This window comes from Arthrobacter sp. Marseille-P9274, assembly GCF_946892675.1.
GTDB lineage: Bacteria > Actinomycetota > Actinomycetes > Actinomycetales > Micrococcaceae > Crystallibacter.
The window spans coordinates 353,032-379,595 of sequence record NZ_CAMPOV010000001.1; the positions used below are offsets into that span (position 1 = coordinate 353,032).

Sequence of the window (26,564 nt, forward strand, 5' to 3'; positions counted from 1 at the left end):
CGGGCCAGGTTTCCCAAGAATTTTTCAAGGTTTCCGGCCGATCCGGCGGGGCAAAGGGCCCATGACACCCGGGGCGCGGGTTGGAATACTGGGCCCATGCAGGCGTCTAGTAAGGACCAGAACGGTATGTCGGACCGGAGCCTCGCCCTGCTGGCCGAGGGATTGCTCGCGGCCATAGGGTACGACGCCGTGCTCCGTCCGTGGATGCGCAACTGGGGAAGCACGGCTGCTGAGCGGACGATGCAGCTGGCGGGCGATGACGTTCCCGCGGACGTGCGCGAGCACTACACGAAGGCCGTGACCATCGAGGCCGACCCGGAGGACGTGTGGCCGTGGCTGGTGCAGATCGGCGACCGGAGGGCCGGGTTCTACAGCTACGACTGGCTCGATCGGCTCCTCTTCCCCGGCCTGGTGCACTATGCGGAGAAGACGCATTCGGCGCAGCGGATCCACCCGGAACTGCAGGACCTGCGGGTCGGCGACCGGATCAATACCGGCTCCATCGGGAAGCTGTCGGTCGGCGCCGACGTGACCGTGCTGGAGCCCGGCCGGGCGCTGGTGGTGGGAACGTGGGCATTCATCCTGCAGCCGATGCGCGGCGGCCGGACACGTTTGCTGGTCCGGGACCGGGACACCGGCTGGCTCAGGCTGCTGGTGCCGCGGCGGTTTGTGCTGCCGCGGCTGGGGCTGGGCCTCCTCGACTACCTGGTCGGCGACCCGCTGCACTTCGTCATGGAGCGCCGCATGATGCTGGGCCTCAAGCAGCGGGCAGAGTGCAGCCGCCGGCTCGAGACCCTGCTGAGCGCGTAGCCGCGGAAACCCCGCTTCCCGCCGGACAAAGGGGCTTAACGACCGAGCAGCTGAGGCCCGTTTTCCGTCCAGGAAGGGGCCTCAGCTGCTTCAGTCGATCAGGTGTGGAGGGCCTGGCGTCAGGCCTTGCCGTCGAACAGGCTGGTGACGGATCCGTCGTCGAACACTTCGCGGATGGCACGGGCGATCAACGGGGCGATCGACAGCACGGTCAACTGCGGGAACTGCTTCTCCGCCGGGATCGGCAGCGTATCGGTAACCACAACCTCGCGTGCACCCGACTCGGCGAGGCGGCGTGCGGCCGGGTCGGAAAACACGGCGTGCGTGCAGGCGATGATGACGTCCTTGGCGCCGGCGTTCTTCAGCACCTGGACGGCGCCGGAGATCGTGCCGCCGGTGTCGATCATGTCGTCGATGAGCACGCATTCGCGTCCCTCGATCTGGCCGACGACCTGCTTGGACACGGCCTGGTTGGGCACGTTCACGTCGCGCGACTTGTGCACGAAGGCCAGCGGTGCGCCGCCGAGCCGCTCGGCCCACTGTTCGGCGACACGGACGCGGCCGGTGTCCGGGGAGACGACGGTGACGTTGTCCAGGTCCACGCGGGTCCGCATGTAGTCGGCCAGCAGCGGGATGGCCATCAGGTGGTCCACGGGGCCGTCGAAGAAGCCCTGAATCTGCGCGGTGTGCAGGTCCACCGAAATCAGCCGGTCGGCGCCGGCCGTCTTGTAGAGGTCCGCCACCAGGCGGGCGGAGATCGGCTCGCGGCCACGGTGCTTCTTGTCCTGCCGGGCGTACGGGTAGAACGGGGCGACCACGGTGATGCGCTTGGCCGAGGCACGCTTGAGCGTGTCCACCATGATCAGGTGTTCCATCAGCCATTCATTGATCGGGGCCGGGTGCGCCTGGATCACGAAGGCGTCCGTACCGCGCACGCTCTCTTCGAAGCGGACGTAGATCTCGCCGTTGGCGAAGTCGTACGCGCTGGTGGGGAGCAGATCAATCTCCAGCTCCTTCGCGATCTCCCTGGCAAGCTCCGGGTGGGCCCTGCCCGAGGCAAGGACGAGCCTCTTTTCGCCTTGGGACTTGATTCCGGTCATGAATGATCACTTTCTGATGGGGTGGGGGTGGAGGAAGTCTGATGGGCGGACTGCGCCGCTTCGGCGGCCGTCGCGGCGGCGGTTCCGGCGCGGTTCTGCTGGACCCAGCCCTCGAGGTTGCGCTGGGCGGCCACGTTCAGGGCCAGCGCGCCGGGCGGCACGTCCTTGCGGATCACGGCGCCGGCACCGGAGTACGCGCCGTCGCCGATCTGCACCGGCGCCACGAACACGGTGTTGGAGCCGGTGCGCACCTCCGAGCCGATGACCGTGCGGTGCTTGTTCACGCCGTCGTAGTTCGCCGTGATGTTGCCGCAGCCGATGTTCGAGTTCTCGCCGATTTCGGCATCCCCGGCGTAGCCGAGGTGGCTGAGCTTGGAGCCCTTGCCGATGATCACGTTCTTGGTCTCGTAGAAGGCGCCGATCTTGCCCTTCTCCCCCAGCTGCGTGCCCGGCCGCAGGTAGGTGAACGGGCCGACCTTGGCGTTCGGGCCAATCCGGCTGTCCGAGCCGTGGGTGCGGGTGACGGTGGCGCCCTCGTCGATGACCACGTTGGTCAGCGTGCAGTCCGGACCAACGACGGCATTGCCCGCCACGTGCGTCGCGCCGTGCAGCTGGGTGCCGGGCAGCAGCGTCACGTCCGTGCCGAAGGTCACGGTGGAATCGATCCAGGTGGTGGCCGGGTCCACGATGCTCACGCCGGCACGCATTGCCGCCTCGCACACCCGGCGGTTGTGCTCCGCGCCGAGCTGGGCCAGCTGGACCCGGTCGTTGGCGCCCTCGACCTGCCACCGGTCCGTGGTGACCACCGCGGCCACCCGGCCCCCGGCGTCGTTGGCTATGGCCAGCACGTCCGTGAGGTACTTCTCCCCCTGCACGTTGTCCGTGGTGATCTGCTTCAGCGCGTCGCGCAGCATCTTCGCGTCGAAGGCGTAGATGCCCGAGTTGATTTCGCGGATGGCGCGCTGGTCCTCGGTGGCGTCCTTGTGCTCGACGATCCCCTGCACGGTGCCGTCCGCGCTGCGGATGATCCGCCCGTAGCCGGCGGCATCGTCCAGCACGGCGGTCAGCACGGTCACGGCATTGCCGTCCCGGTCATGGGTGGCGACGAGTTCGCGCAGCAGGTCCGTGGTGAGCAGCGGCACATCGCCGTAGGTGACGACGACGGTGCCGTCCAGCTCAGCGGGCAGCGCCTCGAGGCCTACCTCCACCGCACGCCCCGTGCCCGGAACCTCGTCCTGGTCCACGATCAGCGCGTCCGCGTCCAGGTCCTGGATGTGCTCGGCGACGCGGTCCCGTTCGTGGCGGACGACGGCGGCCAGCACCTTGGGTGCCAGCCCGCGGGCCGCGGCGAGGGCGTGGCCGACCATCGAGATGCCGCCGATCTCGTGGAGGATCTTCGGCTTTTGCGACTTCATCCGGGTGCCGGCGCCTGCGGCGAGAACGATGACCGCCGCCGGGTTCTGCGCCGGCGCTGGGTTGGCTGGACTGTTGTCTGTGGGGCTCACTAAGTGGCACTCCTACCCGGATGGGAATCCGTCTTGAAGCTCAGCAGGGACTAAAGCCATGCTACTTGCCGGAAGCGGCACCACCCGCGGCGGGCCGTCCGCGTTCCGCCCCTAGGACTCGAACCTAGACTCCACGGCTCCAAAGGCCGGGGTGCTGCCATTACACCAGGGCGGACCGTGCCGCACTGCGCAGGGCGGAACACCCCGTGCTGCTTGGCACAAGAAATCATTTTGCCACGTTTGCCGAGCCCGATGCGACTTGGGACCCGCGCGGCGCACACGCCGGGCCGGCGGGTCCAGGTCAGTTTCCGGCAGCGGGATCCTCGGTGAACTGCGCCGTGGCGACCGCGACGCCCTGCTCGATCTCCTCGGCCGTCGCCGTGCCCGAGGCTTCGGCGGCCGCGGCCCAGGCATCGATCGAGAGCTGCGAGGCTTCCCGGACCTCCCGGGAGTTCTCCCACTCGCTGGGATCTCCGGTGAACCTTCCGGCGAGGAAGAGGCCGAGGGCCACTAGCGCCAGATCCCAGCCCGGCCCGACGAAGAGGGCGCCGGCACCGCTGCCGGCGGTTTCCAGGTCCACGGTGTGCTCGAATTCCAGTGACGTGTGGCTCCCGTGCTCCACGAGCCGGATTTCCACCACGCTGGTCGGGCTGCCAAAGGTCAGGCGCAGCAGGGCCGGAGCCTCGCATTTGAGGATGTTGCCGGCCGCGTTGCCCTCCAGCTGGAATGTCCCGCCGGGCTCGAGTTCGCCGGACACCGGCAGGAACCAGCGCCGCAGCATTGCGGGGTCCGTCAGGGCCTTCCATACGTCCTCGGCTGCCGCCTGGTAGTCACGGCGCAGCAGCAGGCCGATCCCCTCGAGGCCGTCCGTCCGGACCTGGTGGACCGAACGCTGGAGGTCGTTGAGTTCGCTGGTGATATCCATGGTTCTATCCAAACATGCGGCACTGACACCAACGGCAGGCAAGGCATACTGAAAACATGAAGCAGCTGCTCGTCTTCCTGGCCATCGCCGCCGTTGTCCTGCTGGTCCTGGGCATCGCCGTCCAGACGGTGCGGCTGCTTGTCTACGTCGGCACCGGCGTGCTGATCGCGGCCGGAATCCTGTACTTCCTCAGGCAGGACCGGGACTGAAGGACGGCTCCAGGCCGCGCACGGAAAGTTCAAGTTCCACCAGTGACTGCCGATGCAGCGTCTCGTCGGAGGCTTGGCCGGCGCGGCCGTTGCACTCCCGGAAGACTTCTTCCTGCAACCGTCCGGCCAGATCCTCCAGCTCCTCGTTGGCCAGCGCGGCCAAATCGGAGGGGAACGGGTCCTTCGGCGCGAGCGGTCTGCTTTTGTTCACCGGGCCACCTGCCCGCCCGCCGTGCGGTCCCTGACCAAGGAACCCGCGGCGCAATTGCGCGTGGTGTTAATGGCATCGACGGCCTCGGATTTTGACGCGTGCGGAACGGATTCGGCGACCAGCCGGCCGTCGTCGTCCAGGATCCTGAAGCGGAACTGTGCATCGGAGTCCTGATACAGCTCGAATGCGCCCATGTCGGACCTTTCTTCGCGTACTCGCTGTGAGTAGAGGCAGCCTAGCACTAGCAGCGGGTAGCTCCGCCAGAGTCCTTGGGTTCGGGTGCTATTTGGCCAGCTTGGACAACTCCGGGTCTTCGGCGTAGACGTCCGGCGCATTTTCCCGGGTGACCGTCTCTACCTTGGCCAGGAAGGCAGGCACAGCCTCCTCGCCGTTGTCGTAGGACTCGGGATCGTCGGCTGCAGGCTGATCATCCTGCGAAAGCCTGCGGACAATGGAGACCGCCTGGCTGATCAAGGCGGTCGGATCCGTGTAGGTCGTGGCGTACTGTTCGTCCTTCATGATCGACTCCACGGCCTCGGCAGCCGAGCCGCCGCCCACAACAACGATGTCCGGCCGGCTCGAACCGGCGGCGCCGAGCACGGCCTGCGCTACCGCGTCATCCACCGCAAGGACGCCCTGAAGATCCTCGGATTTGTACGTATCGCCCAGCAGTCCGTCGAGCCGCTTCTTCGCTTCGTCCGGGGCAGCGCCTTTTGTCGCGGTATCTTCGAAGGACGTCTGGCCGGACGCGACGGCAACTGTGCCGTTATCGACCGCCGGCTGCAGCACGCTCATGGCCCCGTCGAAGACCCTCCGGGCTACCCCATCCCCGGCATCGCCGCTGAACAGCTCGACGTTGTACGGGCCCTTGCCGTGACGTTCCCCGAGGCCGTCCAGCAACGCCTGCGCCTGCCCGGCCCCCGCTTCGAAGGCGTCGCCGGAGACAAAATAGTCGGCCGCATCCGTCCCCGTGACCAGGGTCTTGTACGCAATGATCGGGACACCCTTCGCCTTGGCTGCCTCCAACTGCTCACCCAGGCCCGCAGGGTCCACGGCATCCACAATCAGGACCTCCATGTCCCCCTCGATCATCTTGGTCAGCTGCTCCACCTGTTCGGCAGGGTCGGCCGCGGTCTGGACCTGCGCCTCGAAGTTCGATTCCTCGAGTTGTTGGGCAAACAGCTGCGCCTCGCTCTGCCCGCCCTCCTCCAGCGCAACGCCGATGACGGAACCGGTGTCGAAACCGCCCGCCCCGCCGGCCTCCGGACCGGCACCGGTCCCTTCGTCCTGCGAGCAACCGGTGAGCACCAGGGCACCCGCGGCCGTGACTGCCAGCGCCTGCATCCAACTTGCACGCTTCGTCCGCAGCTTCATTTCAACACCTCGTCTGTCGACCACCGGATGAAGCTAAGCCTACTTAGTTTGGCGCCGCTTTGGCAGGGCATGGGGCCACCCGGCTAGCTGGCTCCGCGCCGCCGCGCCTGTTCAACCGCCGCGGCCACGCCGTCGCCCCATGGTTCGCCATGACCGGGCAACGCGAATCGGGCGCCGGTGGCGGCCAGCGCGGTGAGCGACTCCAACGCTTGGTGCGTGTCGGCCGTCGCGGCTGCCGAGACGATGTGCGGCCCCTTCGTTCCGGTGTAAGGGTCCAGGGTCACCAGGGCATCTCCCGTCAGGACGGCATCCCGGTCCGGGAAATGCAGGGCGCTGTGGCCCTCGGTATGTCCGGGCGTGTAGACGATAGACGGCCGTCCGGGCAGCCCCGGCGTCATGTCGGCTTGCAGGGAGCGCACGTCGCTGACGCCCCTCACGTTCAGTGCGCCTGCAACGGTCATCCGCGTCAAGATGGGAATGCAGCGCGGATACCTGATCGGGTAGAGCAGGCGGTTCTTTTCGTGCTTGTACCGGTAAGGATGGGCCGTTATGTAGGTATCTCCGGGATGCACGTAGATCGGCACACCAAGCTCGCGCTGAAGCCGGGCGGCAAACCCGACGTGGTCGAAGTGCCCGTGGGTCAGCACGAGCGCTTCGATGTCCCGGGGTGAGCGGCCGAGCTGGCGGATAGCCTCTCCCGTCATCCGCCACATGGCGGGCAGGCCGGCGTCAACGAGCAGCAGGCGGCCCCCGTCCTCCACGATGTAGCAATTGACGTCTGCATGCTCGACCAGATGTATTCCGTCGGCGACACTGCGATGGAACATGGCTCCTCCTGCTTCCCATGGCGCGATGAGGCGGCTTTCTTTCCCATGGTCGCAGCAGCAGACGCTTTAGGGCAGGTGCTCGGGCATCTCGCCCTGGAACTCGCGAAGTTCCACCGGAAGCGTGGTCGCACGGGCCAGTTTGCGCGCCCAGCCGAGGGCTTCCTTGAAGTCCCTCGCCTTCAGGATCGTCAGGCCGCCGACGTGCTCGGTGCCGGGTAGATAAGGCCCCTCGGCGAGCACCACCTCCCCCTCCCTCAGGCGGGCGACGGCCGCGGCCTCGGGCTGCTGCAGCCCGCCGGCGAAGACCCAGGCATCCGCGGCCTTGAGTTCGGTGTTGAACGCCTCGACGCGGCGCATGATCGGCTCCAGCGCCTCGGGCGCGGGCGGACCGCCGTCGGGCTGCTGGATCGCGAGCATGAAGTGCTTCATGCCTGCAAAGGTACTCCCCTTTGCTTGGAGCCACCTTGGCCGTCTTCCCCGGCAGGGCGGCACGGTGACGGGGTGGCGGCCGGGCCGGCGGTGCTGGGGCAAAAGTCTCGGTCTCAAGAGACTTCCTACACCACCGGCCCTGCCATGCTAAGGACAGCGCGCCCTGCGGCTACCCCCTGCCGGCGCCGTCCTTATGGGGGCCTGCTTGACCCGACGGGTCGGGGCGAACAGGACGGGATGACGTGTCCAGCTTACGAACGCAGCCGTGACGTCGCTTGAGTAAGGCCTACCGGTCCTGTCCATCCGGTACCTACCTCGCCCCGGAGACTGCGCGGGCGGGCTCCGGCGTGGCGTGGCCGACGGCTGCCGGAAGCGCGGCCGGACGTTCGGTGAAGGCGGGCTCGGCCAGGGCCGGGCCGGCGGCCGCCGCGAACGCCGGCGTCGGTTCCCTGAGGGCGGCGGCGAGCTCGGAGCGGCTATGGACGCGCAGCTTGTCGTAGATGCGGTAGAGGTGGCCTTCCACGGTCCGAACCGGGCTGCCGAGCTGTTGGGCGATGTCGGGGCCGCGGAGCCCGCACGCCGCGAGCATGGCCACGGCACCTTCCCGGATGGTGAGCTGGCCGGGGGCGTGGAGCTCATCCAACTGCAGTGACGAAACCACCCCCGGCAGCTGCCGGCGCAGTTTCTGCAGCAGCCGCACCGCATCCCGGTAGCGGCCGCCCATCCCCTGCCCAGCCAGCAGCCGGGCTGCGTGCCGGGCCGCCTCTGCCGCCAGCAGCAGGTAGCCGGCAGCCGCGGCCGCTCGAGCCATCGCCAGCAGCGCCTCGGCATCCTTCGCCAGCAGGGCCTCGGCAAGGACGTGCAGGAGATCCCGCTCCGTACCGCCTGCCCCAGCGGTAAGGTCCCGCAGCCGCTGCAGCGCATCCGAATCGTCCAGCCGAAGGCGCAGCAGCTGGACCTCGGCCTCTTCGGTGATCCGTCCGGCGCCGGCCAGTGCGGCGGCCAGTACGGCCAGCTCCCCTCGGGAGGCGGGCTCCACCTCGAGCGTGCTCCCGTTGGCGGGTGGGGCGGCCGGCACGGCTCCGAGTGCGAACGGAACACCCGCCGCGGCACCGGCGGCAATGATCCGGGCCCGGGCCGTCACCGGCATCGCCGCGTGGATGTTCCGGCGGCCGTGCATGAGCAGATCGCGGAACGCCTCGGAGCTGGCCGCCAGGATGTCCGGTTCGTCCAGCTGCCCGGCCGCGTCGGCGGTCAGTCCCAACGCATACTGCAGCAGCTGGTGGGGATCCTGCAGCCGCAGGGCCTGGACGACGGCGGTCAGCATCTGGAGTGCCTCGTGCAGCCGGCCCTGCCTGAACACGATCCAGGCGCGCAGGAATTCCACCGTGCCGCCGAAGACCACCAACGACTCCATGCGCTGGTGCTCGAATCGGTCCAGCTGCGCGGCGGCCGCCGCCAGGTGCCCGGCCTGAACCAGGCACCTGATGTTCCGCAGCGCCAGCGAGTTGTGCAGGATGGCCTCCGTCCCGGCCGGCGCCTGGAGCCGCTGGAGGGTCTCCGCGGCCAGCCCGGCTGCGTCGGAGGGGCTGCCGACAGCGAGCTCGGCTTCGGCGAGCAGCGTGCGGGCGACCAGTACCGGGTCGCCGTCGTCGTTGGTTTCCGCGGTCAGCTGCCGCAGCCCGGGGATGCTCTCCGCGAAGCGCCCCTCCAACTGCATGGCATGGTGGCGCAGAAGCCGTCCGATGCGGCGCTCCCCGCGCAGCTCGGGCGTGCGGGCCGCCGCGCGGGCCCATGCATGGTCCAACCGATCCAGCTCGGCGGTGCCCCCGCCGCTGCGCACCACGGCTTCCTGGCCCAGCAGCGCCGCCTGGCGGAGCAGCTCCGGCTCCGTTGCCCGCGCCAGCACGCCTGCCAGCCGCAGGGCCGCCCGGCCCGCGTAGCCCCGGCGGAGGTAGAGCCGGACAATCTCGACCTCGGCGGCCGGCCTCAGCTCCGGCGCCGACACCAGCGCGGCACTCCGCAACGCCAGCGCCGTGTCGCGGCTCCGGTTGGCCTGCCGTGCCGTCTCGACCAGCGCTGGGTCCGGCAGCGTCAGGTGAAGATCCAACGCCCAACGGGCCGGGCCGACGCCCTCCGCCGCCCATTCCGGGGACGCCGAGACCGCCGCGGAATACCGCTCGAAGAGCTCCCGGCTCAGGTCGGAGGGGACGATCCGGCGCAGCGGCGGCGCCGGGAACGCCGGCGCCAACCGCACCGCCGGTCCCCGCGCCAGCTGCGCATCGTCGTCCGCCGGCTCGAAATCCAGGACGCCTCGGGCCTGCAGCGTCTCGAACAACCGAGGCCCGGCAATCCTGGCCAGCAGCGGCAGCCGCAGCGGGCCAGCCAACGCTACCGTATAGACGGCGCGGCACTGGGCACTGGTCAGCCGCTCCAGCTCCCGGCGCAACACGTCCTGCAGCACCTCCCCGGACTCCGGCAGCACTCCGGCGGGCAGCCAGCAGCCGTCCCGTTCCACCAGGCGGTGCTGCCGCCGGCTTTCATCGAGCAGCGCCACCAGGTTCCGTGGCGAACCGCCGGCGGAACGGGACAACAGCAGCGCGACGGCCGGCAGCACCGGTCCGCCGAGGACCTGCCGGCACAGCGCCAGCGCCTCCCGCTGGTCGAGCGGACCGAGCGTGTGGCGGCTGAGCAGCCCCTCGTTCGCCAGTTCCGCCAGCCCGTCGTGCAGTTGAACGCCCGGCCGGGCCGACAGCAGGATCTGGACCGCGCCGCTGCCGGCCAGCCCGGCCAGCAGCTCGGCGCTTCCCTCGTCGAGCTCTGCCGCATCGTCGGCCACCAGCACCGGCGCCTGCGGCAGCCCGGACAGGTGCGTGAGCATCTGCCGCAGCACCGCAAGCGAGGGCATAGCGCGCGCCGGCTTCCGGTCCCCGAGCAGCGGGGCCAGCGTGCCGAACGACGGCGGGGCCAGGGCAGGTGCGTGCCCGTGTGCGGGTGCAGGTGCCGTTTTTGCCGGACCTGACGGGCCAGCCGACGCCGGCTCCGCCACCGGGGCGCAGGTCAGGCGGATGAACCGGAACTCGCCGGCCAGCTGCCCGGCCATGTCCTGCAGCAGGGTTGTCTTGCCCGCCCCGGGTGTCCCCACGATCAGTGCGCCCCGGACAGCGTTGTTGTGCAGGCTCGCGGCCAGCTCGATGGCGGCGCGAGCATGCAGGATGTGCTCCCCCATGATGATTCCCCAACGTTCCCCTTCGAAGGTGCGGCCGCCCGCCGTCGTCGTTTATGAAGCCGTGCGGCGGACGGCGTGCCTCCCCCGGATCCAGGCGGAAGAGCCGGCCGGAGAAACCGGCGGTCCAGCCTGCAGTTTCCGATAGTTCCGCAGCAACTGCCCCGCCGTGCGGATGGACTGCTGCCGCCGTGCCGCGATGGCCGCGTTGCCGGAACACGCCGCAGCGGCGGCGGTTTGCCGTTCCCGTCCGCTCGGCGTGTTCCGCGTGCTGCCGGCCCGCGGGACGCATTCCCGCGGCCGGTCCGACATCCTGTTATCCGCACGCGGGAGCCGGCGTGCTAAGTGAAAAAGCTGGTCCTCCTGGAACCGGCCGATGGCCCCGTCCCGGGCTCCGGGGTTGGACGGGGCCATCGCGGCGAGGTTCCGGATCCGACGCGCATAAGGGCGTGAGGATCCGGGCCGCTGCGCCGGTTTTTCGGGAGAGGCCTGAACCCGACCGCCCGCCGGAAGGAGAACCGGTGGCAGGCCGGGCGGCGTGGATGGTGGCTGTTGTGGGTGCGAGTGGTTGCTCAGCATCGTACGACCCCGTTAGCTAAAGCTCTGTGTTTCGAGCCTAGAACCGGCACGGCACCGCGTCTTGCGTATGACCTACCGGTCCTCGGAACCGATGGAAGCATCGTACTCGGCGCTTCTTGCAAAAACCCGGATGCCGCCGCGGGCTTGTACTCGGAGGGATACCTGCGGTCCGGCGGGCAGCACGGGCCGCCGGGCCCCTCAGCCCAGATGGGCCGCATCGAGTTCGTCCCGGCTGCGGATGTGCAGCTTGGCGAACATCCGGTAGATGTGCCCCTCCACGGTCCGCACGGAGAGGTCCAACTGCTCGGCGATGTCGGCGTTTTGCATTCCTTCCAGCACCAGCGTGCCGATTTCGTGCTCGCGCCGGGTCAACTTGACGGGCGGGCGTGGGGCACGTCCACTTTGGTCCCGGCGGCCATGGTTCCGTGGCTGCGGCCGCAGTCCCCGCAATGCCCCCGAACGCACGGTCGCAGGACGCCCCGCGCCGCCCGCCCCGGCAACCCCGGTGCGCCCTGCACCGGCCATCCGCCGCCCCGGCCCGGACCGTCCTGCCCAGGCGGCCCCGGCTCCCGCCGCGCCGGCTCCCGCAGCACCGCCGCCAGCAGCTTTCGCCGCGCCATCCTTCCGCCTGCCGCCACAACACCGGCCGGACCTGCGTCCGGCTCCGGCGGCAGGGCCTTCTGCAGCTGCCGCATGGCCTGCGCCAGGAACTCCCGCTGGCTCGAAGTCCCCCCGGAATCCTCGCCCGCCAGCACCGGCGGGCGCAGGTTCAGCAGCGCCGCGTGCAGCGACGGGCGGGACGCGGCGCCGCCGATAATCCGCAGCAGGGCGGGCATGTCCTCGTCACGCAGGGCACGCACCAGCACGGTCAGCTGTCCCGCGGCCGCTCCCTCGGTGAACTCGGCCAGCTTGACCAGCTGGTCGAGTCCGCGCAGGCTGCCCAGCCGCAGCGCCAGCACCCTCAGGTCCAGCTCCTCGCTGAAGTAGCCGCGCCGCCTGGCGTCCTCGACGAGGTCGAACAGCCGGTCCAGCTCAGCTGGCTCTTGCCGCAACCGGATCCTGCCCGCCGCCGCAAGCCCGTCGCACATCAGGCGCACCCGCTGCCGCGGCTGGTCCGCGACCTCCGCGTAGTTCGCCAGGTACTCCTCCGCCAGCTCGTTCAGTCCTGCGGCAGCGGCGGTGTGGGCGCCGGCGGCGAAGGCCAGCGGCAGCAGGTGCTCAAGATCGAGCTGGCGCAGGCCCTCGACCGCCGCGGCCAGCAGTCCCAGTCCCGGCATCGGCCTGGACTGCAGAATCTCCAGCGCGGCCGAGGCCAGGGCGACCGTGCCGCTGAAGTAGAAGAGGCCGCGCAGTCCAGTGCCGGCGTAACGTTCCAGCTCGCGGGTGGCGTCGTCGTACTCCCCCAGCCGCAGCAGCGCGGTCACATGCGGGACCAGCACGAATTCGTAGTACCCGAGCAGCGCGCCCTCATGCGCGTGCAGCAGCTCCAGCCCGCGCCGGGTCAGGGCGGCCCCGGAGAGCAGCCGGCCGGTGGCACCGAAGACCTCCGCCAGCAGCGTCCGCGCCACGAGCTCGATCTCGGGGTCAGGCCCCGGGCGGTCCAGCACCTGCAGCAGTTCCGTTTCGGCGCTGGCCAGCTGCCCGTCGTCGATCATTCCGCGGATCCGCAGCAGCCGGCAGCCGGTGCGGGAATGTACGACGGCGGGTGTCCCGGCCAGGCGCGGGTGTTCGGCTTCCAGCCGGTCCAGGGTGGCCGACCACTGGCCGGCCAGGCCGTCCAGCTCGGCGGCCCCTCCGCGCCGGAACCGCAGCAGCTGCGCGCTGAGCACCGCCGCCGACTTCGCCGTCCCCAGGTCCCTGGCGCGCTGGAGCACCCCGGCGAGCAGTTCTTCCGCCCGGGTGAATTCGCCGTTGTGGTAGTGCGCCCAGGCCGTTTCCACCTGCGCCGCGCCCCGGTAGGGGCCGGGCGGGACGGCGCCGGCGGCGCGGAGGGCGAAGCGCGAGTTGAACAGCCCGTTGGCCAGCCGCGCCGCCTCCACCAGCCGGCTCGCCGGGACCGGGAGGCCGCACTCGAGCGACCAGTCGACCTGCCGCAGCAGCGACTGGAGGGTGGGCCGGCCGGAAGACAGGCGGCGGGCCAGCTGCCGCCGCAGCCGCAGGCTCCGGGCCGCCGGTACCATCGCCCGCAGCACCTGCCCATACAGCGGGTGCGCCACCCGGACCAGCCGCTCCGCGTCGTCGCCGACGGTCACCAGCCGCGACTCCACGAGCGCATCGACCAGCCCGCCGTCTGCCGATTCCAGCAGCAGCCGAAGCGGGATCGGGTCGGCCAGCGCCACCGTCTCCAGCACCTGCCGCTGCTCCGGCGTGCAGCCGCTGAAGTGCCCCTTGATCAGGTCGGTCAACCGCCGGTCCGGCCGCGGCGGTTCCCCGGTAAGCAGCCACACGCCGTTGCGTTCCACCAGCGTTCCGTCGCGGCGTTCCTGGGCAAGCAGCGCCAGCATGAACATCGGGTTTCCGGCGGAGGCCGCAACCAGTGATTCGCTCAGGCACGGCAGGATTTGCCCGCCCAGGGCCTGCCGGCAAAGTTCGAGGGCCGCGCCCGAGTCCAGCGGCTGGAGCGTCCGGCGTACGATCAGGCCGTCCGAGGCGAGCGACTCCAGCTCCGGGGGCACCGCCGGTAGCGTCCGGCTCATCGCCAGCAGCTTCACCGCCCCGGAGGCGACCAGCTGCGCGGCCAGCATGGTGCTGGACTCGTCCAGGTCATGCGCGTCGTCGATCACCAGCAGCACCGGCGTCTGCCCCGGCGCCAGGGCGTTGATGTGCGCCAGCACGGAGCGCATCGCGGCCAGCACCGAGTTGGTCTGGTCTTCCTGTAGCGAGGCCAGGTACGGCGCCAGCGCCCCAAACGGTACCCGGGACAGCGTCGGGCTCGCGTGGATCCACAGCGGGATGACGCCGTCACCCAGCTCTGCCAGCACGGCCTTGGACACCGCGCTCTTGCCCAGGCCCTGGTCCGCCACCAGCAGCGCCCCGCCGGTCTCGGTGACCGCGTCGACGACGGCCCGGACGTCAGCGTCCCGACCTACCAGAGAGAGTCCCCCGAATCCCTCCATAACGCCTACGTCAACAACTCTGCGAGTTCGGCGCGGCTGGAAACGTGCAGCTTCACGTAGATCTTGCCCAGGTGCCAGTCGATGGTGCGCGGCGAGAGGTTGAGCTCCTTGGCCAGCTCGGAACTGCTTTTGCCACCCGCGGCCGCAACGGTCAGCTCCTGCTCGAACCGGCCCAGCATGGCGAACCGGCGGCGCAGTCCGTGCTCCGGGCGGAGCCGGCGGAAGCTGGAGTTGGCCAGCTCCCGCGCCTGCCGTGCGGCCAGCTGGTCGGCCGCGAACAGCTGGGCCGCGCCGGCCGCCTCGCAGGCGAACAGGTCGTTTCCCTCCGCGGAGGCGAGCCGCGCCGCCTGCAGCAGCGCGGCGCCGTCGTTCCCCACGAGTCCTGCCGCGAACAGCTCGCCCAATTCGCCCGCCGGCCCGCAGTCCCGCGGGCCTTCCGCGAGCAGCCGCGCCACGGCCTCGGCGTCCCCGAGCCGGGCGGCCGCGGTCAGGAACGCGCCGCTGGAGGCGGGGAGGCCGAGCCGGGAGGCGTGTTCGGCCTCCGCCAGCAGTGTGGCCGTGAACCGTCCGGCGCCGGCGGCCTCGGTTGCCTTGGCCTGGCGGGGGCGTTCCCCCACCACACCGAAGCCCGCGAGCGCCGCCCGCGCCAGCACCTCGAAATACCGGGTCCACGAGCGGATGCTCCACGCGAGCTCCTGCTCCGAGCACTCCAGCTCGTGCAGGCAGCGCTCGGCCCGCCCGGCGTCCCCTTGGAGCGCACTGGCATAGGCCGCCGCGGCCAGCGCGAGGGGTGCGGTCCCCGCGGGATCCCGCCGCTTCAGCTTGGCCAACGCCGGCAGCAGCAGCTCCAGCGCCTCGTCCGGATGCCCGCAGGCGGCGTGCAGCAGCCCGGCCGCCAGTTCCCCGGCCGTGCCGCGGGCCGCGCCGACCCGGCCGGCACTCCGCTGCGGGGCCAGCAGCTCCCGGCAGCGCCGCCACTGCCCGCTGGCGAGCAGGACCTCGAATATCCGGACCAGCACCGTGTCGCGCATCGACGGCGAAAGCGAGGGGTTGCCGGCGCCGGCCTCCAGCCAGGCGACGATGGCAAGGGCGTCCCCGCAGCGGCCGGTCAGCGCCCACGCCTCGGCCAGCAGGCAGCCGGCGTAGAGCCGCATGCCCAGGGGCAGCGATTCGTTACCGTAGAGGTCCTCCAGCTCCCGCGGGAACTGCGCGTGCCGGCCCTCGAACGCTGCGAACTCCGCCTCGAGCAGCACGGCCTCCCAGGCCAGTGCGGCACCGCCGTCGTTGTTCCCCGGCGCGGCGGCCACGGCCCGGCGAATGGCGACGACGGCGTCCGCCGCCTCCCGTCCCCGGCCCGGCAGCCGGCGCAGCACGCGGTGTCGTTCCACGCCCAGGCGCACCCACAGCCGCAGGTCCGCCACGGCCCGCGGCTGGGCGGCCTCGAGCACGGCCGCGGCTTCGTCGAGCCGTCCCAGCGCGTGCAGGGCGGACGCTTCCTCCAGCACCAGTTCCGGATCCAGGCCGTAGCCGGGCACGCTGCGCACGAACCGCAGGGCGGTGGCGGGATCCTGCAGGTGCCGGGCGCGGCGGGCGGCCCGCAGCGCCGTCGGAGCCGCCAACGGCACCCCGCACGCGATGCTCCACGCCGCGAAACCCAGCAGCGTTCCGGCGGGAATCTCCACGTCACTAACGACGGCGGCGAGCGCCTCCCACAGCTGCCGGCTACGGGCCGGCGGCACGGATTCGCGGACCACTTCCGCCATCAGCCGCTGGTTCAGCTGGACCACCGGCGGGATGCTGGGCAGGACGCGCAGGTGCCCGTCCTCCTCCAGCCGGTCCAGCTCGAAGGGATCGGATAGCCGCAGCAGCACCTCCAGGGGCAGCTCGCCGGCGAAGGCCAGCAACTCGATGATCCTGCGCTGGCCGGGATGCAGCCGGGCCACCTGCGCGCGGACCACGTCGGCGATCTCGCCCGAACGCACCACCGGCGCGACCAGGTCCCACACGCCGTCCTGCAGGACCAGCGACCCTGCCTCGCGTTGTTCGCGGACCAGCAGGCGCAGGTACAGGGGGCTCCCCGCGGTCTGGGCCCACAGCTCCTCGGCGGCGCTGCGCGAGACCATGCCGCCGAGCAGGCAGGACGCGAAGGTTTCCGCCTCCTCCGGAGTGAACGCCGCCAGGTCGAAACGTTTCAGCCGCCCGTCCGACCACAACTGCACGAACTCCTCGGCCGCGCCGGTGAGCCCGCGGGCCAGCACTAGCAGCCGGGCCTGGCCCGAGAGCGCCAGCTGGATCACCGCCGTCACCGACATCGCATCCAGTTCATGGGCGTTGTCCACCAGCAGCAGCACCGCGCGGCCCGCGGCCTTCCGGCGCAGCAGCCGCGCCAGCCCCTGGTAGGCCAGTACCGGGTGCTCCAGCGCGCGTTCCGGCAGTTCACTGAGCAGGTAGCCGAGCGCGCCGTAGGGCAGCTTCGACGATACGGCGCTGCCGCGGACGTGCACTATATGGTGGGTCTCCTGGACGGCCTGCACCGCTTCGAGGGCCAGCACCGTCTTGCCGATGCCGGCACCGCCGAGCAACAGGGCGCCCAGCCGGGCCGGGTCGCGCAGGGCAGCCGAAACGCCGTCGAGCTCTTCTGAGCGGCCGATGAAAACGCCCCGCGGCCGGGCCGCTCCCTGGCCCCTGCCGGTGGCACCTACATGCGCGGCGGTATCCGCCGGCACCCCCAAGGCACGGCTGTCCACGGATCTTTGAACTGGTTCACTGCTCACACCTGCCACACATTCCCCAACGTCGGCGCTGTTGCATCTGCGCGCTAGCATACTGACCCCGCCCCGAACTGGCCAGTGGTCTGCTTAAAGCTGTAACGCTATAGTGACACGGCAATCCACGTTTGGGGAGCCCGCGCGTGCCGCCTCTAGTTCACAACCGCCGGTTTTGGACCATAGGCTGGGCGCATGTCTGATCCAGTCTCACCGACCACTGTGAACGAACGCGAAATTGCCGACCCGTCGGACCCGGCCGCGGCGGAGCCAGTCGAGCCGCTCGGGAATCCTGACCCGGCGGAGCCGGGAGAGCCGCTCGCGGACCCGGCCGCGGCCGCCGCCGTCATCGACGGCAAGCAGTTCGCACCCGTGGCCAACACCGCCTCCGGAGAGGTCGGCGCCACCACTGTCTTCCACTACCACCAGGACGGCAAGGTCATCTGGGCGGAGTACTCCGGAGGCGCCGTCGTGCGCGGCTACCTGGTCGGCACCCGTAGCGGCGACCGGATGAGCTTCCGCTACTCGCACCTGAACATCGACCTGCAGACGGCCAGCGGCGTCTGCGAAACCCGCATCGCCGTGCTCGACGACGGACGGGTCCAGTTCCGCGAAACGTGGCAGTGGGAGTCCAGGCCGGAACACGGGACCAGCATCGTGGAGGAGCTCGCCGCTTTGGGAGGACGGCCGTGAGGTTCGCCATAATTGGCCCGCTGACCGGCCGTTTTGCCGCGGGAGGGCTTGGCTGCCTGCGCAAACACGATACTCTACAGCGGTAGAGTTGATCGAAGATGCCCGCACCATCAGGAGAACACTTGTCCGTGGAACCCTTATTGTCCGCTGCCCAGGCGCATGCCGCCGCCCCGGTCCCCGTTCCCGCTTCCCCGGAGCCGGAGCAGCGCACGGAACGGCGCACCCTGATCGCCGAGGCCGCGACTGCAATCATCGCCCATGAAGGCCTGCGCTCCCTGACCCACCGCGCCATCGACACGCATCTGGACCTGCCGACCGGATCCACCAGCTACTACTACCGGACCCGGGACGAACTACTGGAAGCCATCGTCCGCTACCTGCGCACGCGTTCAGCCGCGGACTACGAGAAGGCCACCCTCGAGGTGCCGAATGCGATCCACGGCGGCGGAGACATTGAAGACATCGCCTCGCACATCGCGCATTACCTGAACATCCAGCTCAGCACGCGGCCGCACCACATTAAGGCACGCATCGCCCTCACCCTCGAACTGTCCGAGCGCGAGGAGTTCGCCGGCATCATTTCCGACGTCCTGGTCTCCCAGCGGCAGATGCGCGAGTTGTTCGACGCCCTCGGGTCGGCCGAGCCGGACATGCTGGCCAAGGGCTTCACGGCGCTGGTCGAAGGCCTGGCCTTCCGCAGCCTGCTGGAGCCCGACCACCAGGAACCGGCCGCCCGGACACGCAGGGTGTCCATCTTCCGCGAAGCCATCGCCTCCTACCTGCTCGGCGTCGGCGAGTAATCACCCGCAGGGCCGTAACAGGCCAGACCTGTTACGGCGTCCGCCGGCGGAACCGGCCTTAGCACATCAGGTCAGGGCGAGAATAATGCCCCACGTCAGGGCGGCCGCCCCGAACACAATCAGCACGACGCCCACGGCCAGCACCAGCCGCCGTCGTGCTTCCTGACGCTCACTCACCTGGAACTCGACCCTTTCACGCGAGTCAACCTGCATAACCCCGTCCTCCCCATAGTATTCCCCCGGGAAACGCGGCGCCGCGCCGCCCTTCCCCTGCCCCCGAGCGTACCGGCCTTCGCGCGAAACCGCGGGAATGTTTCCACAGCCCCGCCCGGCGTGGCCGCCCGCGGCGCCTGCCGCCGCCGGCCCCTCACCGCCATGCTCCCGAACCGCACCTTGGAAAACCTTGCTCCGCCCGGCCGCCTCAGCCCTTCCTCCGCCCCGCGGAACTTTGACCTGCGGTGTTATATAGCCGCGGCCCTGCTGCGGGGTTAGCATATGCGTGTGCATGTGCGCTGAATCACACGTGCAGGCGGGACCGCCAGGTTCCGTGACGGCTCGATGAGGAGTCCTGGATGGGCAACGCCGCCGCAGTCATGACCGGTCTGAACAGCATCGAAATTCAAGAGCGCCCCGTGCCCGAACCCGCTCCGGGCCAGGCCGTGATCAGAGTGGAAGCCGTGGGAGTCTGCGGCTCGGACGTCGCGTACTACCGCTACGGGAAAATCGGCCCGTTCGTCGTCGACGGCCCCTTCATTCTGGGCCACGAGGTCTCCGGCCAGGTGGTGGCCGTCGGTGATGGAGTCGGCAATGTCCGCGTCGGCGACCGGGTGGCCGTCGAGCCGGGCACACCGGACCGCACCTGCGACCAGTGCCGAGCCGGACGCTACCACCTCTGTCCCGACCTGGAGTTCCTGGCGACGCCGCCCTACGACGGCGCGCTCCTGCAGTACCTGGCCATGGATGCCCGCTGCTACTTCCCGATCCCGGACTCGATGAGCTACGAGGACGGCGCGCTGATCGAGCCGCTGTCCGTGGGACTGTGGGGCTGCCAGCGTGCGAACCTCCGGCCGGGCGACGACGTGCTGGTCACCGGGGCCGGGCCGGTCGGCCTGCTCGCCGCCGAGGCGGCGCGGGCCCTCGGCGCCGGCAGCGTCACGCTCACGGACATCTCCGACTACCGGCTCGGCATCGCCCGCGAGCACGGGTTCGGCGTGGAGAAGAGCGATGCCCCGGCCTCGAGGACCTTCGACGTGCTGCTGGAGTGCTCGGGGGCCAACGGCGTCCTCGCCTCCGCCCTCGGACGGCTGCACGAGGCGGGTCGGGCCGCCGTCGTCGGGCTGGCCAAGACCGATGAGGTACCGCTGCCGCTGTCGATGCTCAATTGGAAAGAGATCACCATTTCGATGGTGAACCGGTACAACAACACCTGGCCGCTGGGCATCGACCTGGTTTCCTCCGGCCGGATCAATCTGGAGGGCCTGGTCACGCACAGCTTCCCGCTGTCCCGGACGGCGGCCGCCCTGGAAAACACCACAACCGAGCCCGAATCGCTTAAGGCGATGATCTACCCCCAGCGGCTGTGACCGCGAGGCGCCGACGCAACGAACGGCAACGGGGCAACCACCAGCAAAGAGGAGTTCCAATGAAGAAGCACCTACGGGGAATCCTGGGCCTCACCACCGCCCTGTTTCTGGCCGCCGGCATGACCGCCTGCGGTAACGGCGGCGGTGGTGAGGGCGGCACCGAGGGCGGCGGGGGCGGCGAAGCCTCGGGCAAGATCGCGTTCCTGATGCCGGACCGGGCTTCCACCCGCTACGAGCAGCAGGACAGCCCGCTCTTCAAGGCCAAGGTCGAAGAGCTCTGCAGCGACTGCGAGGTGCTCTACCAGAACGCTGACGGCGACGCGAACAAGCAGCAGCAGCAGGCCAACGCCATGATCACCCAAGGCGTCAAGGTCCTGGTGCTGGATGCGGTGGACAGCACCGCAGCAGCCTCGCTGGTCAGCACCGCCAAGGGCCAGGGCATCAAGGTCGTCACCTACGACCGGCCGGTCCCGGACACGCCGGCCGACTTCTACGTCTCGTTCGACAATAAGAAAATCGGCAACCTCATCGCCACGGACCTGGTCGAGAAGCTCGACGCCGACGGAGACACGACCGGCGGCGTGCTGATGGTCAACGGCTCCCCCACTGACCGCGCGGCGCAGCTGATCAAGGAAGGCGCCAACGAAGCCGTCGATGCGAGCGAGCACGAGGTGCTGGCATCCTATGACACGCCGGAGTGGCAGCCCTCGAAGGCCCAGGACTGGGTCGCCGGTCAGATCACCCAGTTCGGCGACAAGATTACCGGCATCGTGGCCGCCAACGACGGCACCGCGGGCGGCTCCATCGCCGCCCTGAAGGCCGCCGGTGTCACCCCCTTCCCGCCGGTCACTGGCAACGACGCCGAGGTCGCCGCCATCCAGCGCATCATCAGCGGCGACCAGTACAACACCATCTCCAAGCCGATCAAGATCGTCGCGGAGAAGTCGGCGGAGGTGGCGGTCCAGCTGCTCAGGGGCGAGACCCCGGAGGCCGACGCGACGCTCTTCGACACCCCGTCCGCGCTGTTCGTGCCGACCGTAGTCACCAAGGAGAACGTCAAGGAAGTGATTTTCGACAGCGGCATCTACGAGGCGTCGGAAGTCTGCACCGGCGAATACAAGAAGGGCTGCGACGAGCTCGACATCAAGTAGTTCAGCCGCGGCCGGCGGCGGTGCCGCGCACACCGCGGCACCGCCGTCGTTACGGGAAGGGGAAGGCAGTGTCCACTCTGTCAGCGGAACGGCCGGAGGCAACCGCGCCGGTGCTATCCATGCGGGGCGTGAGCAAGCACTTCGGTGCGGTTGCCGCCCTGACCGACATCGACCTGGACGTCCACGCCGGCGAGGTCGTCGCGCTGGTCGGCGACAACGGCGCCGGGAAGTCGACCCTGGTCAAGATCCTGGCCGGCGTGCATCCGCAGGACGCCGGGACCGTGAACTTCGACGGCAAGGACGTGACGATCCACTCGCCGGTGGACTCCATCCAGCTGGGCATCGCCACGGTTTTCCAGGACCTGGCCCTCTGCGACAACCTCACCGTCGTGGACAACCTCTTCCTCGGCCGGGAACTGGCACCGTGGCGGCTGAACGAGGTGGAGATGGAGGTCCAGTCCTGGAAGCTGCTGCGCCAGCTCTCGGCGAAGATTCCGTCGGTCCGGATCGCTGTCGCCTCCCTCTCCGGCGGGCAGCGGCAGACCGTCGCGATCGCCCGGTCGCTGCTCGGCAGCCCCAAGCTCATCATCCTGGACGAGCCCACGGCGGCGCTCGGCGTGGCCCAGACGGCCGAGGTGCTGAACCTGGTGGAGCGGCTGCGTGAAAACGGCCTCGCGGTCATCATGATCAGCCACAACATGCAGGACGTGCAGGCCGTCTCGGACCGCGTGGCGGTGCTGCGGCTGGGCAAGAACAACGGCACGTTCCGGATGAAGGACGTGTCCGCCGACGACCTGATCGCCGCCATCACCGGCGCCACCGACAATGTCGTGACACAGCGGGCCGCGCAGACCGGGGCGGCGGCAGGCATGGGAGCCGCGGCAGGCTCTGCAGCCGCGGCCGACGCGGCCGACGCGCAGGAGGAGGGCCCGGGCGGGCAAGGGCAAGGCGGGCAAGGGCCCGGCGGGGGCGGCCTCCCGCCCGGACAGGCCGGCAACACAGGGCAATCGGGCCCCGGGGCAGCACCGGAAGAAGGGACCGTACCATGACAACGAATCCAGCCAGCCCGGCCGTTCCGGTGGCCACCGACCTGCAGGACGAGCGGCTGATCCGCACCGAGGGCTTCAAGGGCGCGGTCAAGGTCGGCATCAACCGGGTCCGTGGCGGCGACCTGGGCGTGCTGCCCATCGTCGTCGGGCTGCTGGTCATCTGGACCATCTTCCAGCTGCTCAATCCCTTCTTCCTTTCCAGCGCCAACCTGGTGAACCTGCTGCTGGAAAGCGCCGCCGTCGGCGTCATCGCACTCGGCATCGTCTGCGTCCTGCTGGTCGGCGAGATCGACCTCTCCGTCGGCTCGGTCAGCGGCCTGTCGGCCGCGATCGTCGGCGTCACCTTCGTGAAGCAGGACTGGCCGATCGGGCTGGCGATCCTGGCCGCGATCGCCACGGGCGCCGCCATCGGGCTGGTCTATTCGCAGGTCTACACCAAGTTCGGGGTGCCGTCCTTCGTGATCACACTGGCCGGCCTGCTGGGCTTCCTCGGCCTGCAGCTGTTCGTGCTCGGCGTCGAGGGAACCATCAACCTGCCGTTCGACTCCTTCCTGGTCTGGTTCGGCCAGCAGGCGTTCGTGCCGGTCTGGCTGTCCTACGTGCTGGCCATCGTCGGCGTGGCCGGCTTCTTCCTCAGCCAGCTGTCGCTGTCGCGGCAGCGGGTCAAGGCGGGCCTGTCCGGACGGCCGATGCGGCTGGTCGTGATCCAGTCCGTCCTGCTGGCCGTGATCCTGCTCTTCGCGGTCTGGTACCTGAACCAGGCCCGCGGCGTCGGCTGGATGTTCGTCTTCTTCGCGGCCCTGGTGCTGATCATGCACTACGCCTTCACCCGGACCCGGTGGGGCCGGTCGGTCTACGCCGTCGGCGGCAACCGGGAGGCGGCCCGCAGGGCCGGCATCAAGGTCAACGGCATCTACACCTCAATCTTCGTCCTCTGCTCCAGCTTCGCCGCGATCGGCGGGATTCTGGCCGCCGGACGCCTCGCCGCGTCGGCGCAAAGCAGCGGCACCGGCGACGTCAACCTGAACGCCATCGCCGCAGCGGTGATCGGCGGGACCAGCCTGTTCGGCGGTCGCGGCTCGGCGTTCTCGGCACTGCTGGGCATCCTGGTCATCCAGTCCATCTCCAGCGGCCTGACCCTGCTGAACCTCGAGTCGTCCTTCCGCTACATGATCACCGGCCTGGTCCTGCTGCTGGCCGTGATCCTCGACGCCGTTTCACGCAAGTCCCGCACGTCGCACGGCCGCGCCTAGTGGCGGGCGGTCAGGGCGGCATGTTCCTGGGCATCGACATCGGCACGGGCAGCAGCAAGGCGGTGCTGGCCGATGCCGACGGGCGAGTCCTGGACAGCGCGACCGTCACGCACGACGTCTCCTACCCGCGGCCCGGCTGGGCCGAGTTCGACGCCGAGGGCGGGGCGTGGGCGGAAGTGGTCCGGCTGTGCCGGGAGCTTTTTGCCAGGAACGACGCCGGGGCTGTCGCCGGCGTGTGCGTCAGCTCGATGGGTCCCTGCCTGGTCGTCACGGACGAAGACCTGGTGCCGCTGCGCCCGGCGATCCTGTACGGGATCGACGCGCGCGCCGTTGTCGAGATCCGCGAGCTCACGGAGGAATTCGGTGCGGACGCGATCTTCCGCGATGCGGGGAAGGTCCTGTCCTCGCAGGCAGTGGGGCCGAAGCTCCGCTGGCTGCGCAACCGGGAACCGGAGGTCTTTGCCCGCGCCCGGAACTGGCACAGCCTGAACTCCTTCATCCTCGCCAAGCTGACCGGCGAGCTGGTCCTGGACCATCACACCGCCAGCCAGTGCGATCCCCTGTACGACCTGCGCGGCAACCGCTGGCATGACGAGCGGTACGGCGCGGTGGCGGACCACCTGCCCCAGCCCCGGCTCGCGTGGCCCGCCGAAGTCGGCGGCCGCGTCCACCGCCGGGCAGCAGAAGCGACCGGGCTGCCGGAGGGCGTGCCGGTCTGCGCGGGCACGGTGGATGCGTGGGCCGAGGCCTTCAGCGCCGGCGTGCGGCGTCCCGGCGACCTCATGCTGATGTACGGCTCCACCATGTTCTTCGTCCAGGTCCTCGGGGAGTTCCGTGCCGAACCCAAGCTCTGGACCACGGCCGGGGTGGACCCGGGCTCCCTGACGCTGGCCGCCGGAATGTCCACCTCCGGCAGCCTGACCACCTGGCTGCAGCGGCTCTTCGACGACGTCCCGTTCGAGCAGCTCGTCGCGGAGGCGGCGGCGGTGCCGCCCGGTTCGGACGGCCTGCTCCTGCTGCCGTATTTCGCCGGCGAGCGGACGCCCGTGTTCGACCCCGACGCCCGCGGACTGGTCACCGGGCTCTCGCTGCGGCATGGCCGCGGCCACCTGTTCCGGGCCGCCTACGAAGGCATCGGCTTCGGCATCCGCCAGATCCTGGAGTACCTCGAGAATGCCGGCGAGCCCATCCGGCGGGTCGTTGCCGTCGGCGGCGGCACCAAGGCCAGGCTGTGGACGGAGATCGTCAGCAGCATCACCGGGCGCGAACAGCTCGTGCCGGAGCAGACCATCGGGGCCAGCTACGGGGACGCCCTCCTCGCCGCGATCGGTACCGGGGCGGTGCCCGCTGAAACCGACTGGGCGCGGACGGCGGCGGCGGTCGAGCCGGATCCGTCCACCGCGGCGCTGTACGAGAAGCTGTACGCCACCTACGGACAGCTGTACCCCTCCAACCGGGAGCACATGCACGTGCTCGCCGCCCTGCAGGAGCCGGCGGACGGGTAGACCCGCCGCTCCCCGCCCCCGGTGTCTCCTCAAGCCTGCCGGCGGACGGGCAGACCCGCCGCTCCCCCAAGCCCTGATTCTGCTGCGTTTTGGAATTCTGCCGCGGGTTCGATTCGTCGGCAGATTTCCAAAACGCGGCATTTCCGGCCTGCCCCGGGCGCGAAAAAGCCGCAGGCCCCGTTCCCAACCACGTGGTTGGAATCGGGGCCTGCGGTGCGCCGGATCTTCGGCGCTGAAGTTGCTTCGAACTTAGTTGGAGGCGACGGCGGCCTCGGCGCGGACGGCCTCCATGGCGCGGGACCACGGGATGAGCTGATCCAGCATCGGGGCCAGGGTGCCGGCGTTCTGCTCGGTCGGCTTGAACTCGGAGAAGTTCTCGAAGTCGGTGAAGAGGGAGAACATGACCTGGTTGCGGACATGGGCGATCTGCAGCTCGGAGAGCACATTGCGCAGGTGCTCGGCGGCGCGGGCGCCACCCATGGAGCCGTAGGAAACGATGCCGGCGGCCTTGTTGTTGAACTCGACGTTCAGGTAGGACAGGGCGTTCGCCAGTGCCGGGGTCAGCGTGTGGTTGTACTCGGCGGTCACGAAGATGAAGCCGTCAAACTCGCTGATCTTGGCAGACCATGCCTTAGTGTGGTCATTCTGGTAGTTCTGGTAGGCGGCCGGGTAGGCCTCGTCCAGGAGCGGGAGGTTGAAGTCTGCGATGTCGACAAGTTCGAACTCGGCGTCGGTGCGGCCGGCGGTCTGGGACAGAACCCAGTCGGCTACGCCCTTGTTGTTGCGGCCCGGACGGGTGCTGCCGGTGACAATAGCAATCTTGGTCATGTGGTAAACCCCTTCAGGTTGTTGACACGTCGTCGTTTGTTGACATGTCAATCATGCACGAGGGAAACTTGAATTGTCAACCATAAAGAAGGGGAGGCCGATCGTGAGCTCCGACACCCGCTGGCTCAACGAGCACGAACAGGAGATCTGGCGTGCCCTGCGAGAGTTGCTGTGGGGCTTCGAGTCCGCCATGGACCGCCAGCTGATTCGGGACTCCGAACTGTCCGCCGTGGAGTACTCCGTCCTCGCTGCCCTGTCGGAGGCCGAGGACGGCGTCCTGCGGGCCCGCGACCTCGCCCGGCAGCTGGACTGGGAGCGGAGCCGCCTCTCCCACCTGCTCAAGCGCATGGAGACCAAGGGTCTGGTCACGCGGGCCGAGTGTCCCTCCGACCTCCGCGGCTACAACATCATGATGACCAAGGCCGGCCGCGACGCCATCGTGCAGGCCGCCCCCGGCCACGTACGCTTCGTCCGCGAGAACGTCTTCGACCCGTTGACCGACGAGGAACGAGAGGCCCTCTTTTCCGCGGCCGCCAAGATCCAGTCCTCGATCCGGGACGCCGGCCTCTGGCAGAACCCCGGCGGGCAAAAGGGCTGACCCAAAGCCAGACGGGCCGGTGCTTCCG

At 69.7% G+C, this 26,564-nt stretch carries 23 protein-coding genes and 1 tRNA gene; 10 read left to right on the forward strand and 14 right to left on the reverse strand.

Annotated elements, in window-relative coordinates; all coding sequences use genetic code 11:
• Positions 1–96 precede the first annotated feature (96 nt).
• A complete protein-coding gene (locus OC550_RS01635; protein WP_262103570.1) occupies positions 97–810 on the forward strand; it encodes a hypothetical protein in 714 nt (237 codons plus the stop codon).
• A gap of 119 nt (positions 811–929) precedes the next feature.
• On the opposite strand, the gene OC550_RS01640 is transcribed toward OC550_RS01635, so the two are convergent.
• The 4 genes from OC550_RS01640 to OC550_RS01655 all read right to left on the reverse strand — a co-directional run bounded on the left by OC550_RS01640 (position 930) and on the right by OC550_RS01655 (position 4,340).
• Positions 930–1,910 carry a ribose-phosphate diphosphokinase gene (locus OC550_RS01640; RefSeq protein ID WP_262103571.1) on the reverse strand — a complete coding sequence of 327 codons (981 nt, stop codon included), beginning with the start codon at positions 1,908–1,910 and terminating at the stop codon, positions 930–932.
• Positions 1,907–3,415, reverse strand: coding sequence for a bifunctional UDP-N-acetylglucosamine diphosphorylase/glucosamine-1-phosphate N-acetyltransferase GlmU (gene glmU / locus OC550_RS01645; protein WP_262103572.1), 1,509 nt, complete (start codon positions 3,413–3,415; stop codon positions 1,907–1,909). The genes OC550_RS01640 and glmU overlap by 4 nt, the downstream gene beginning before the upstream one ends.
• A 103-nt stretch (positions 3,416–3,518) precedes the next feature.
• Positions 3,519–3,590: transfer RNA gene (locus OC550_RS01650), tRNA-Gln, on the reverse strand.
• Between the two features lie 126 nt (positions 3,591–3,716).
• Positions 3,717–4,340: an SRPBCC domain-containing protein gene (locus OC550_RS01655; protein ID WP_262103573.1), complete on the reverse strand. Its 624-nt coding sequence runs from the start codon at positions 4,338–4,340 to the stop codon at positions 3,717–3,719.
• A 56-nt stretch (positions 4,341–4,396) separates the two neighbouring features.
• Between OC550_RS01655 and OC550_RS01660 the strand changes: the two genes are divergently transcribed.
• Positions 4,397–4,549 carry a hypothetical protein gene (locus tag OC550_RS01660; RefSeq protein ID WP_262103574.1) on the forward strand — a complete coding sequence of 51 codons (153 nt, stop codon included), beginning with the start codon at positions 4,397–4,399 and terminating at the stop codon, positions 4,547–4,549.
• On the opposite strand, the gene OC550_RS01665 is transcribed toward OC550_RS01660, so the two are convergent.
• The 9 genes from OC550_RS01665 to OC550_RS01705 form a co-directional block, all read right to left on the reverse strand.
• Positions 4,530–4,760, reverse strand: a complete 231-nt coding sequence (locus OC550_RS01665; RefSeq protein WP_262103575.1) for a hypothetical protein — start codon at positions 4,758–4,760, stop codon at positions 4,530–4,532. The two genes, OC550_RS01660 and OC550_RS01665, sit on opposite strands and share 20 nt — an antisense overlap.
• A complete protein-coding gene (locus OC550_RS01670) occupies positions 4,757–4,954 on the reverse strand; it encodes a DUF1508 domain-containing protein (protein ID WP_262103576.1) in 198 nt (65 codons plus the stop codon). Before OC550_RS01670 ends, OC550_RS01665 begins: the two co-directional genes overlap by 4 nt.
• Positions 4,955–5,042: 88 nt before the next feature.
• Complete coding sequence (locus tag OC550_RS01675) at positions 5,043–6,134, reverse strand: substrate-binding domain-containing protein (protein WP_262103577.1); 1,092 nt, start codon at positions 6,132–6,134, stop codon at positions 5,043–5,045.
• 83 nt (positions 6,135–6,217) lie between these two features.
• Complete coding sequence (locus OC550_RS01680) at positions 6,218–6,961, reverse strand: MBL fold metallo-hydrolase (protein ID WP_262103578.1); 744 nt, start codon at positions 6,959–6,961, stop codon at positions 6,218–6,220.
• 66 nt (positions 6,962–7,027) lie between these two features.
• Complete coding sequence (locus tag OC550_RS01685; RefSeq protein WP_262103579.1) at positions 7,028–7,390, reverse strand: YciI family protein; 363 nt, start codon at positions 7,388–7,390, stop codon at positions 7,028–7,030.
• A 310-nt stretch (positions 7,391–7,700) separates the two neighbouring features.
• Positions 7,701–10,619, reverse strand: a complete 2,919-nt coding sequence (locus OC550_RS01690; RefSeq protein WP_262103580.1) for an AAA family ATPase — start codon at positions 10,617–10,619, stop codon at positions 7,701–7,703.
• Between the two features lie 774 nt (positions 10,620–11,393).
• Complete coding sequence (locus tag OC550_RS01695; protein WP_262103581.1) at positions 11,394–11,567, reverse strand: helix-turn-helix transcriptional regulator; 174 nt, start codon at positions 11,565–11,567, stop codon at positions 11,394–11,396.
• Positions 11,564–14,311 carry an AAA family ATPase gene (locus tag OC550_RS01700; RefSeq protein ID WP_262103582.1) on the reverse strand — a complete coding sequence of 916 codons (2,748 nt, stop codon included), beginning with the start codon at positions 14,309–14,311 and terminating at the stop codon, positions 11,564–11,566. Before OC550_RS01700 ends, OC550_RS01695 begins: the two co-directional genes overlap by 4 nt.
• A gap of 5 nt (positions 14,312–14,316) precedes the next feature.
• The gene (locus OC550_RS01705) at positions 14,317–17,058 is read right to left on the reverse strand and encodes a helix-turn-helix transcriptional regulator (RefSeq protein WP_262103583.1); all 2,742 of its coding nucleotides are present in this window, start codon (positions 17,056–17,058) and stop codon (positions 14,317–14,319) included.
• 213 nt (positions 17,059–17,271) lie between these two features.
• Here OC550_RS01705 and OC550_RS01710 point away from each other — a divergent pair, with 213 nt between their 5' ends.
• From OC550_RS01710 to OC550_RS01740, 7 genes are all read left to right on the forward strand, one after another.
• On the forward strand, positions 17,272–17,769 hold the full coding sequence (locus OC550_RS01710; protein ID WP_262103584.1) for a hypothetical protein: 498 nt from the start codon (positions 17,272–17,274) through the stop codon (positions 17,767–17,769).
• 128 nt (positions 17,770–17,897) lie between these two features.
• Positions 17,898–18,569 carry a TetR/AcrR family transcriptional regulator gene (locus OC550_RS01715; RefSeq protein WP_368736940.1) on the forward strand — a complete coding sequence of 224 codons (672 nt, stop codon included), beginning with the start codon at positions 17,898–17,900 and terminating at the stop codon, positions 18,567–18,569.
• A 572-nt stretch (positions 18,570–19,141) separates the two neighbouring features.
• Entirely contained in the window at positions 19,142–20,152 is a 1,011-nt protein-coding gene (locus tag OC550_RS01720; protein WP_262103586.1) for an NAD(P)-dependent alcohol dehydrogenase, read from the forward strand.
• A 59-nt stretch (positions 20,153–20,211) separates the two neighbouring features.
• Complete coding sequence (locus OC550_RS01725) at positions 20,212–21,303, forward strand: sugar ABC transporter substrate-binding protein (protein WP_262103587.1); 1,092 nt, start codon at positions 20,212–20,214, stop codon at positions 21,301–21,303.
• A 119-nt stretch (positions 21,304–21,422) separates the two neighbouring features.
• A complete protein-coding gene (locus OC550_RS01730; protein ID WP_262106219.1) occupies positions 21,423–22,352 on the forward strand; it encodes an ATP-binding cassette domain-containing protein in 930 nt (309 codons plus the stop codon).
• Positions 22,349–23,605 carry a sugar ABC transporter permease gene (locus OC550_RS01735; protein WP_262103588.1) on the forward strand — a complete coding sequence of 419 codons (1,257 nt, stop codon included), beginning with the start codon at positions 22,349–22,351 and terminating at the stop codon, positions 23,603–23,605. The genes OC550_RS01730 and OC550_RS01735 overlap by 4 nt, the downstream gene beginning before the upstream one ends.
• Positions 23,605–25,110: an FGGY-family carbohydrate kinase gene (locus OC550_RS01740; RefSeq protein ID WP_262103589.1), complete on the forward strand. Its 1,506-nt coding sequence runs from the start codon at positions 23,605–23,607 to the stop codon at positions 25,108–25,110. The genes OC550_RS01735 and OC550_RS01740 overlap by 1 nt, the downstream gene beginning before the upstream one ends.
• 249 nt (positions 25,111–25,359) lie before the next feature.
• On the opposite strand, the gene OC550_RS01745 is transcribed toward OC550_RS01740, so the two are convergent.
• Positions 25,360–25,938: an NADPH-dependent FMN reductase gene (locus OC550_RS01745; protein WP_262103590.1), complete on the reverse strand. Its 579-nt coding sequence runs from the start codon at positions 25,936–25,938 to the stop codon at positions 25,360–25,362.
• A gap of 103 nt (positions 25,939–26,041) precedes the next feature.
• Here OC550_RS01745 and OC550_RS01750 point away from each other — a divergent pair, with 103 nt between their 5' ends.
• Positions 26,042–26,536 carry a MarR family winged helix-turn-helix transcriptional regulator gene (locus OC550_RS01750; protein ID WP_262103591.1) on the forward strand — a complete coding sequence of 165 codons (495 nt, stop codon included), beginning with the start codon at positions 26,042–26,044 and terminating at the stop codon, positions 26,534–26,536.
• Positions 26,537–26,564: the final 28 nt, after the last annotated feature.

Excerpts from the sequence above, each read along its gene's own strand:
- OC550_RS01635 (WP_262103570.1), top strand. The coding sequence starts at position 97 with ATGCAGGCGTCTAGTAAGGACCAGAACGGTATGTCGGACCGGAGCCTC.
- OC550_RS01640 (WP_262103571.1), bottom strand. The coding sequence starts at position 1,910 with ATGACCGGAATCAAGTCCCAAGGCGAAAAGAGGCTCGTCCTTGCCTCG.
- OC550_RS01655 (WP_262103573.1), bottom strand. The coding sequence starts at position 4,340 with ATGGATATCACCAGCGAACTCAACGACCTCCAGCGTTCGGTCCACCAG.
- OC550_RS01660 (WP_262103574.1), top strand. The coding sequence starts at position 4,397 with ATGAAGCAGCTGCTCGTCTTCCTGGCCATCGCCGCCGTTGTCCTGCTG.
- OC550_RS01670 (WP_262103576.1), bottom strand. The coding sequence starts at position 4,954 with ATGGGCGCATTCGAGCTGTATCAGGACTCCGATGCACAGTTCCGCTTC.
- OC550_RS01675 (WP_262103577.1), bottom strand. The coding sequence starts at position 6,134 with ATGAAGCTGCGGACGAAGCGTGCAAGTTGGATGCAGGCGCTGGCAGTC.
- OC550_RS01680 (WP_262103578.1), bottom strand. The coding sequence starts at position 6,961 with ATGTTCCATCGCAGTGTCGCCGACGGAATACATCTGGTCGAGCATGCA.
- OC550_RS01685 (WP_262103579.1), bottom strand. The coding sequence starts at position 7,390 with ATGAAGCACTTCATGCTCGCGATCCAGCAGCCCGACGGCGGTCCGCCC.
- OC550_RS01690 (WP_262103580.1), bottom strand. The coding sequence starts at position 10,619 with ATGGGGGAGCACATCCTGCATGCTCGCGCCGCCATCGAGCTGGCCGCG.
- OC550_RS01700 (WP_262103582.1), bottom strand. The coding sequence starts at position 14,311 with ATGGAGGGATTCGGGGGACTCTCTCTGGTAGGTCGGGACGCTGACGTC.
- OC550_RS01710 (WP_262103584.1), top strand. The coding sequence starts at position 17,272 with ATGTCTGATCCAGTCTCACCGACCACTGTGAACGAACGCGAAATTGCC.
- OC550_RS01720 (WP_262103586.1), top strand. The coding sequence starts at position 19,142 with ATGGGCAACGCCGCCGCAGTCATGACCGGTCTGAACAGCATCGAAATT.
- OC550_RS01725 (WP_262103587.1), top strand. The coding sequence starts at position 20,212 with ATGAAGAAGCACCTACGGGGAATCCTGGGCCTCACCACCGCCCTGTTT.
- OC550_RS01730 (WP_262106219.1), top strand. The coding sequence starts at position 21,423 with ATGCGGGGCGTGAGCAAGCACTTCGGTGCGGTTGCCGCCCTGACCGAC.
- OC550_RS01735 (WP_262103588.1), top strand. The coding sequence starts at position 22,349 with ATGACAACGAATCCAGCCAGCCCGGCCGTTCCGGTGGCCACCGACCTG.
- OC550_RS01745 (WP_262103590.1), bottom strand. The coding sequence starts at position 25,938 with ATGACCAAGATTGCTATTGTCACCGGCAGCACCCGTCCGGGCCGCAAC.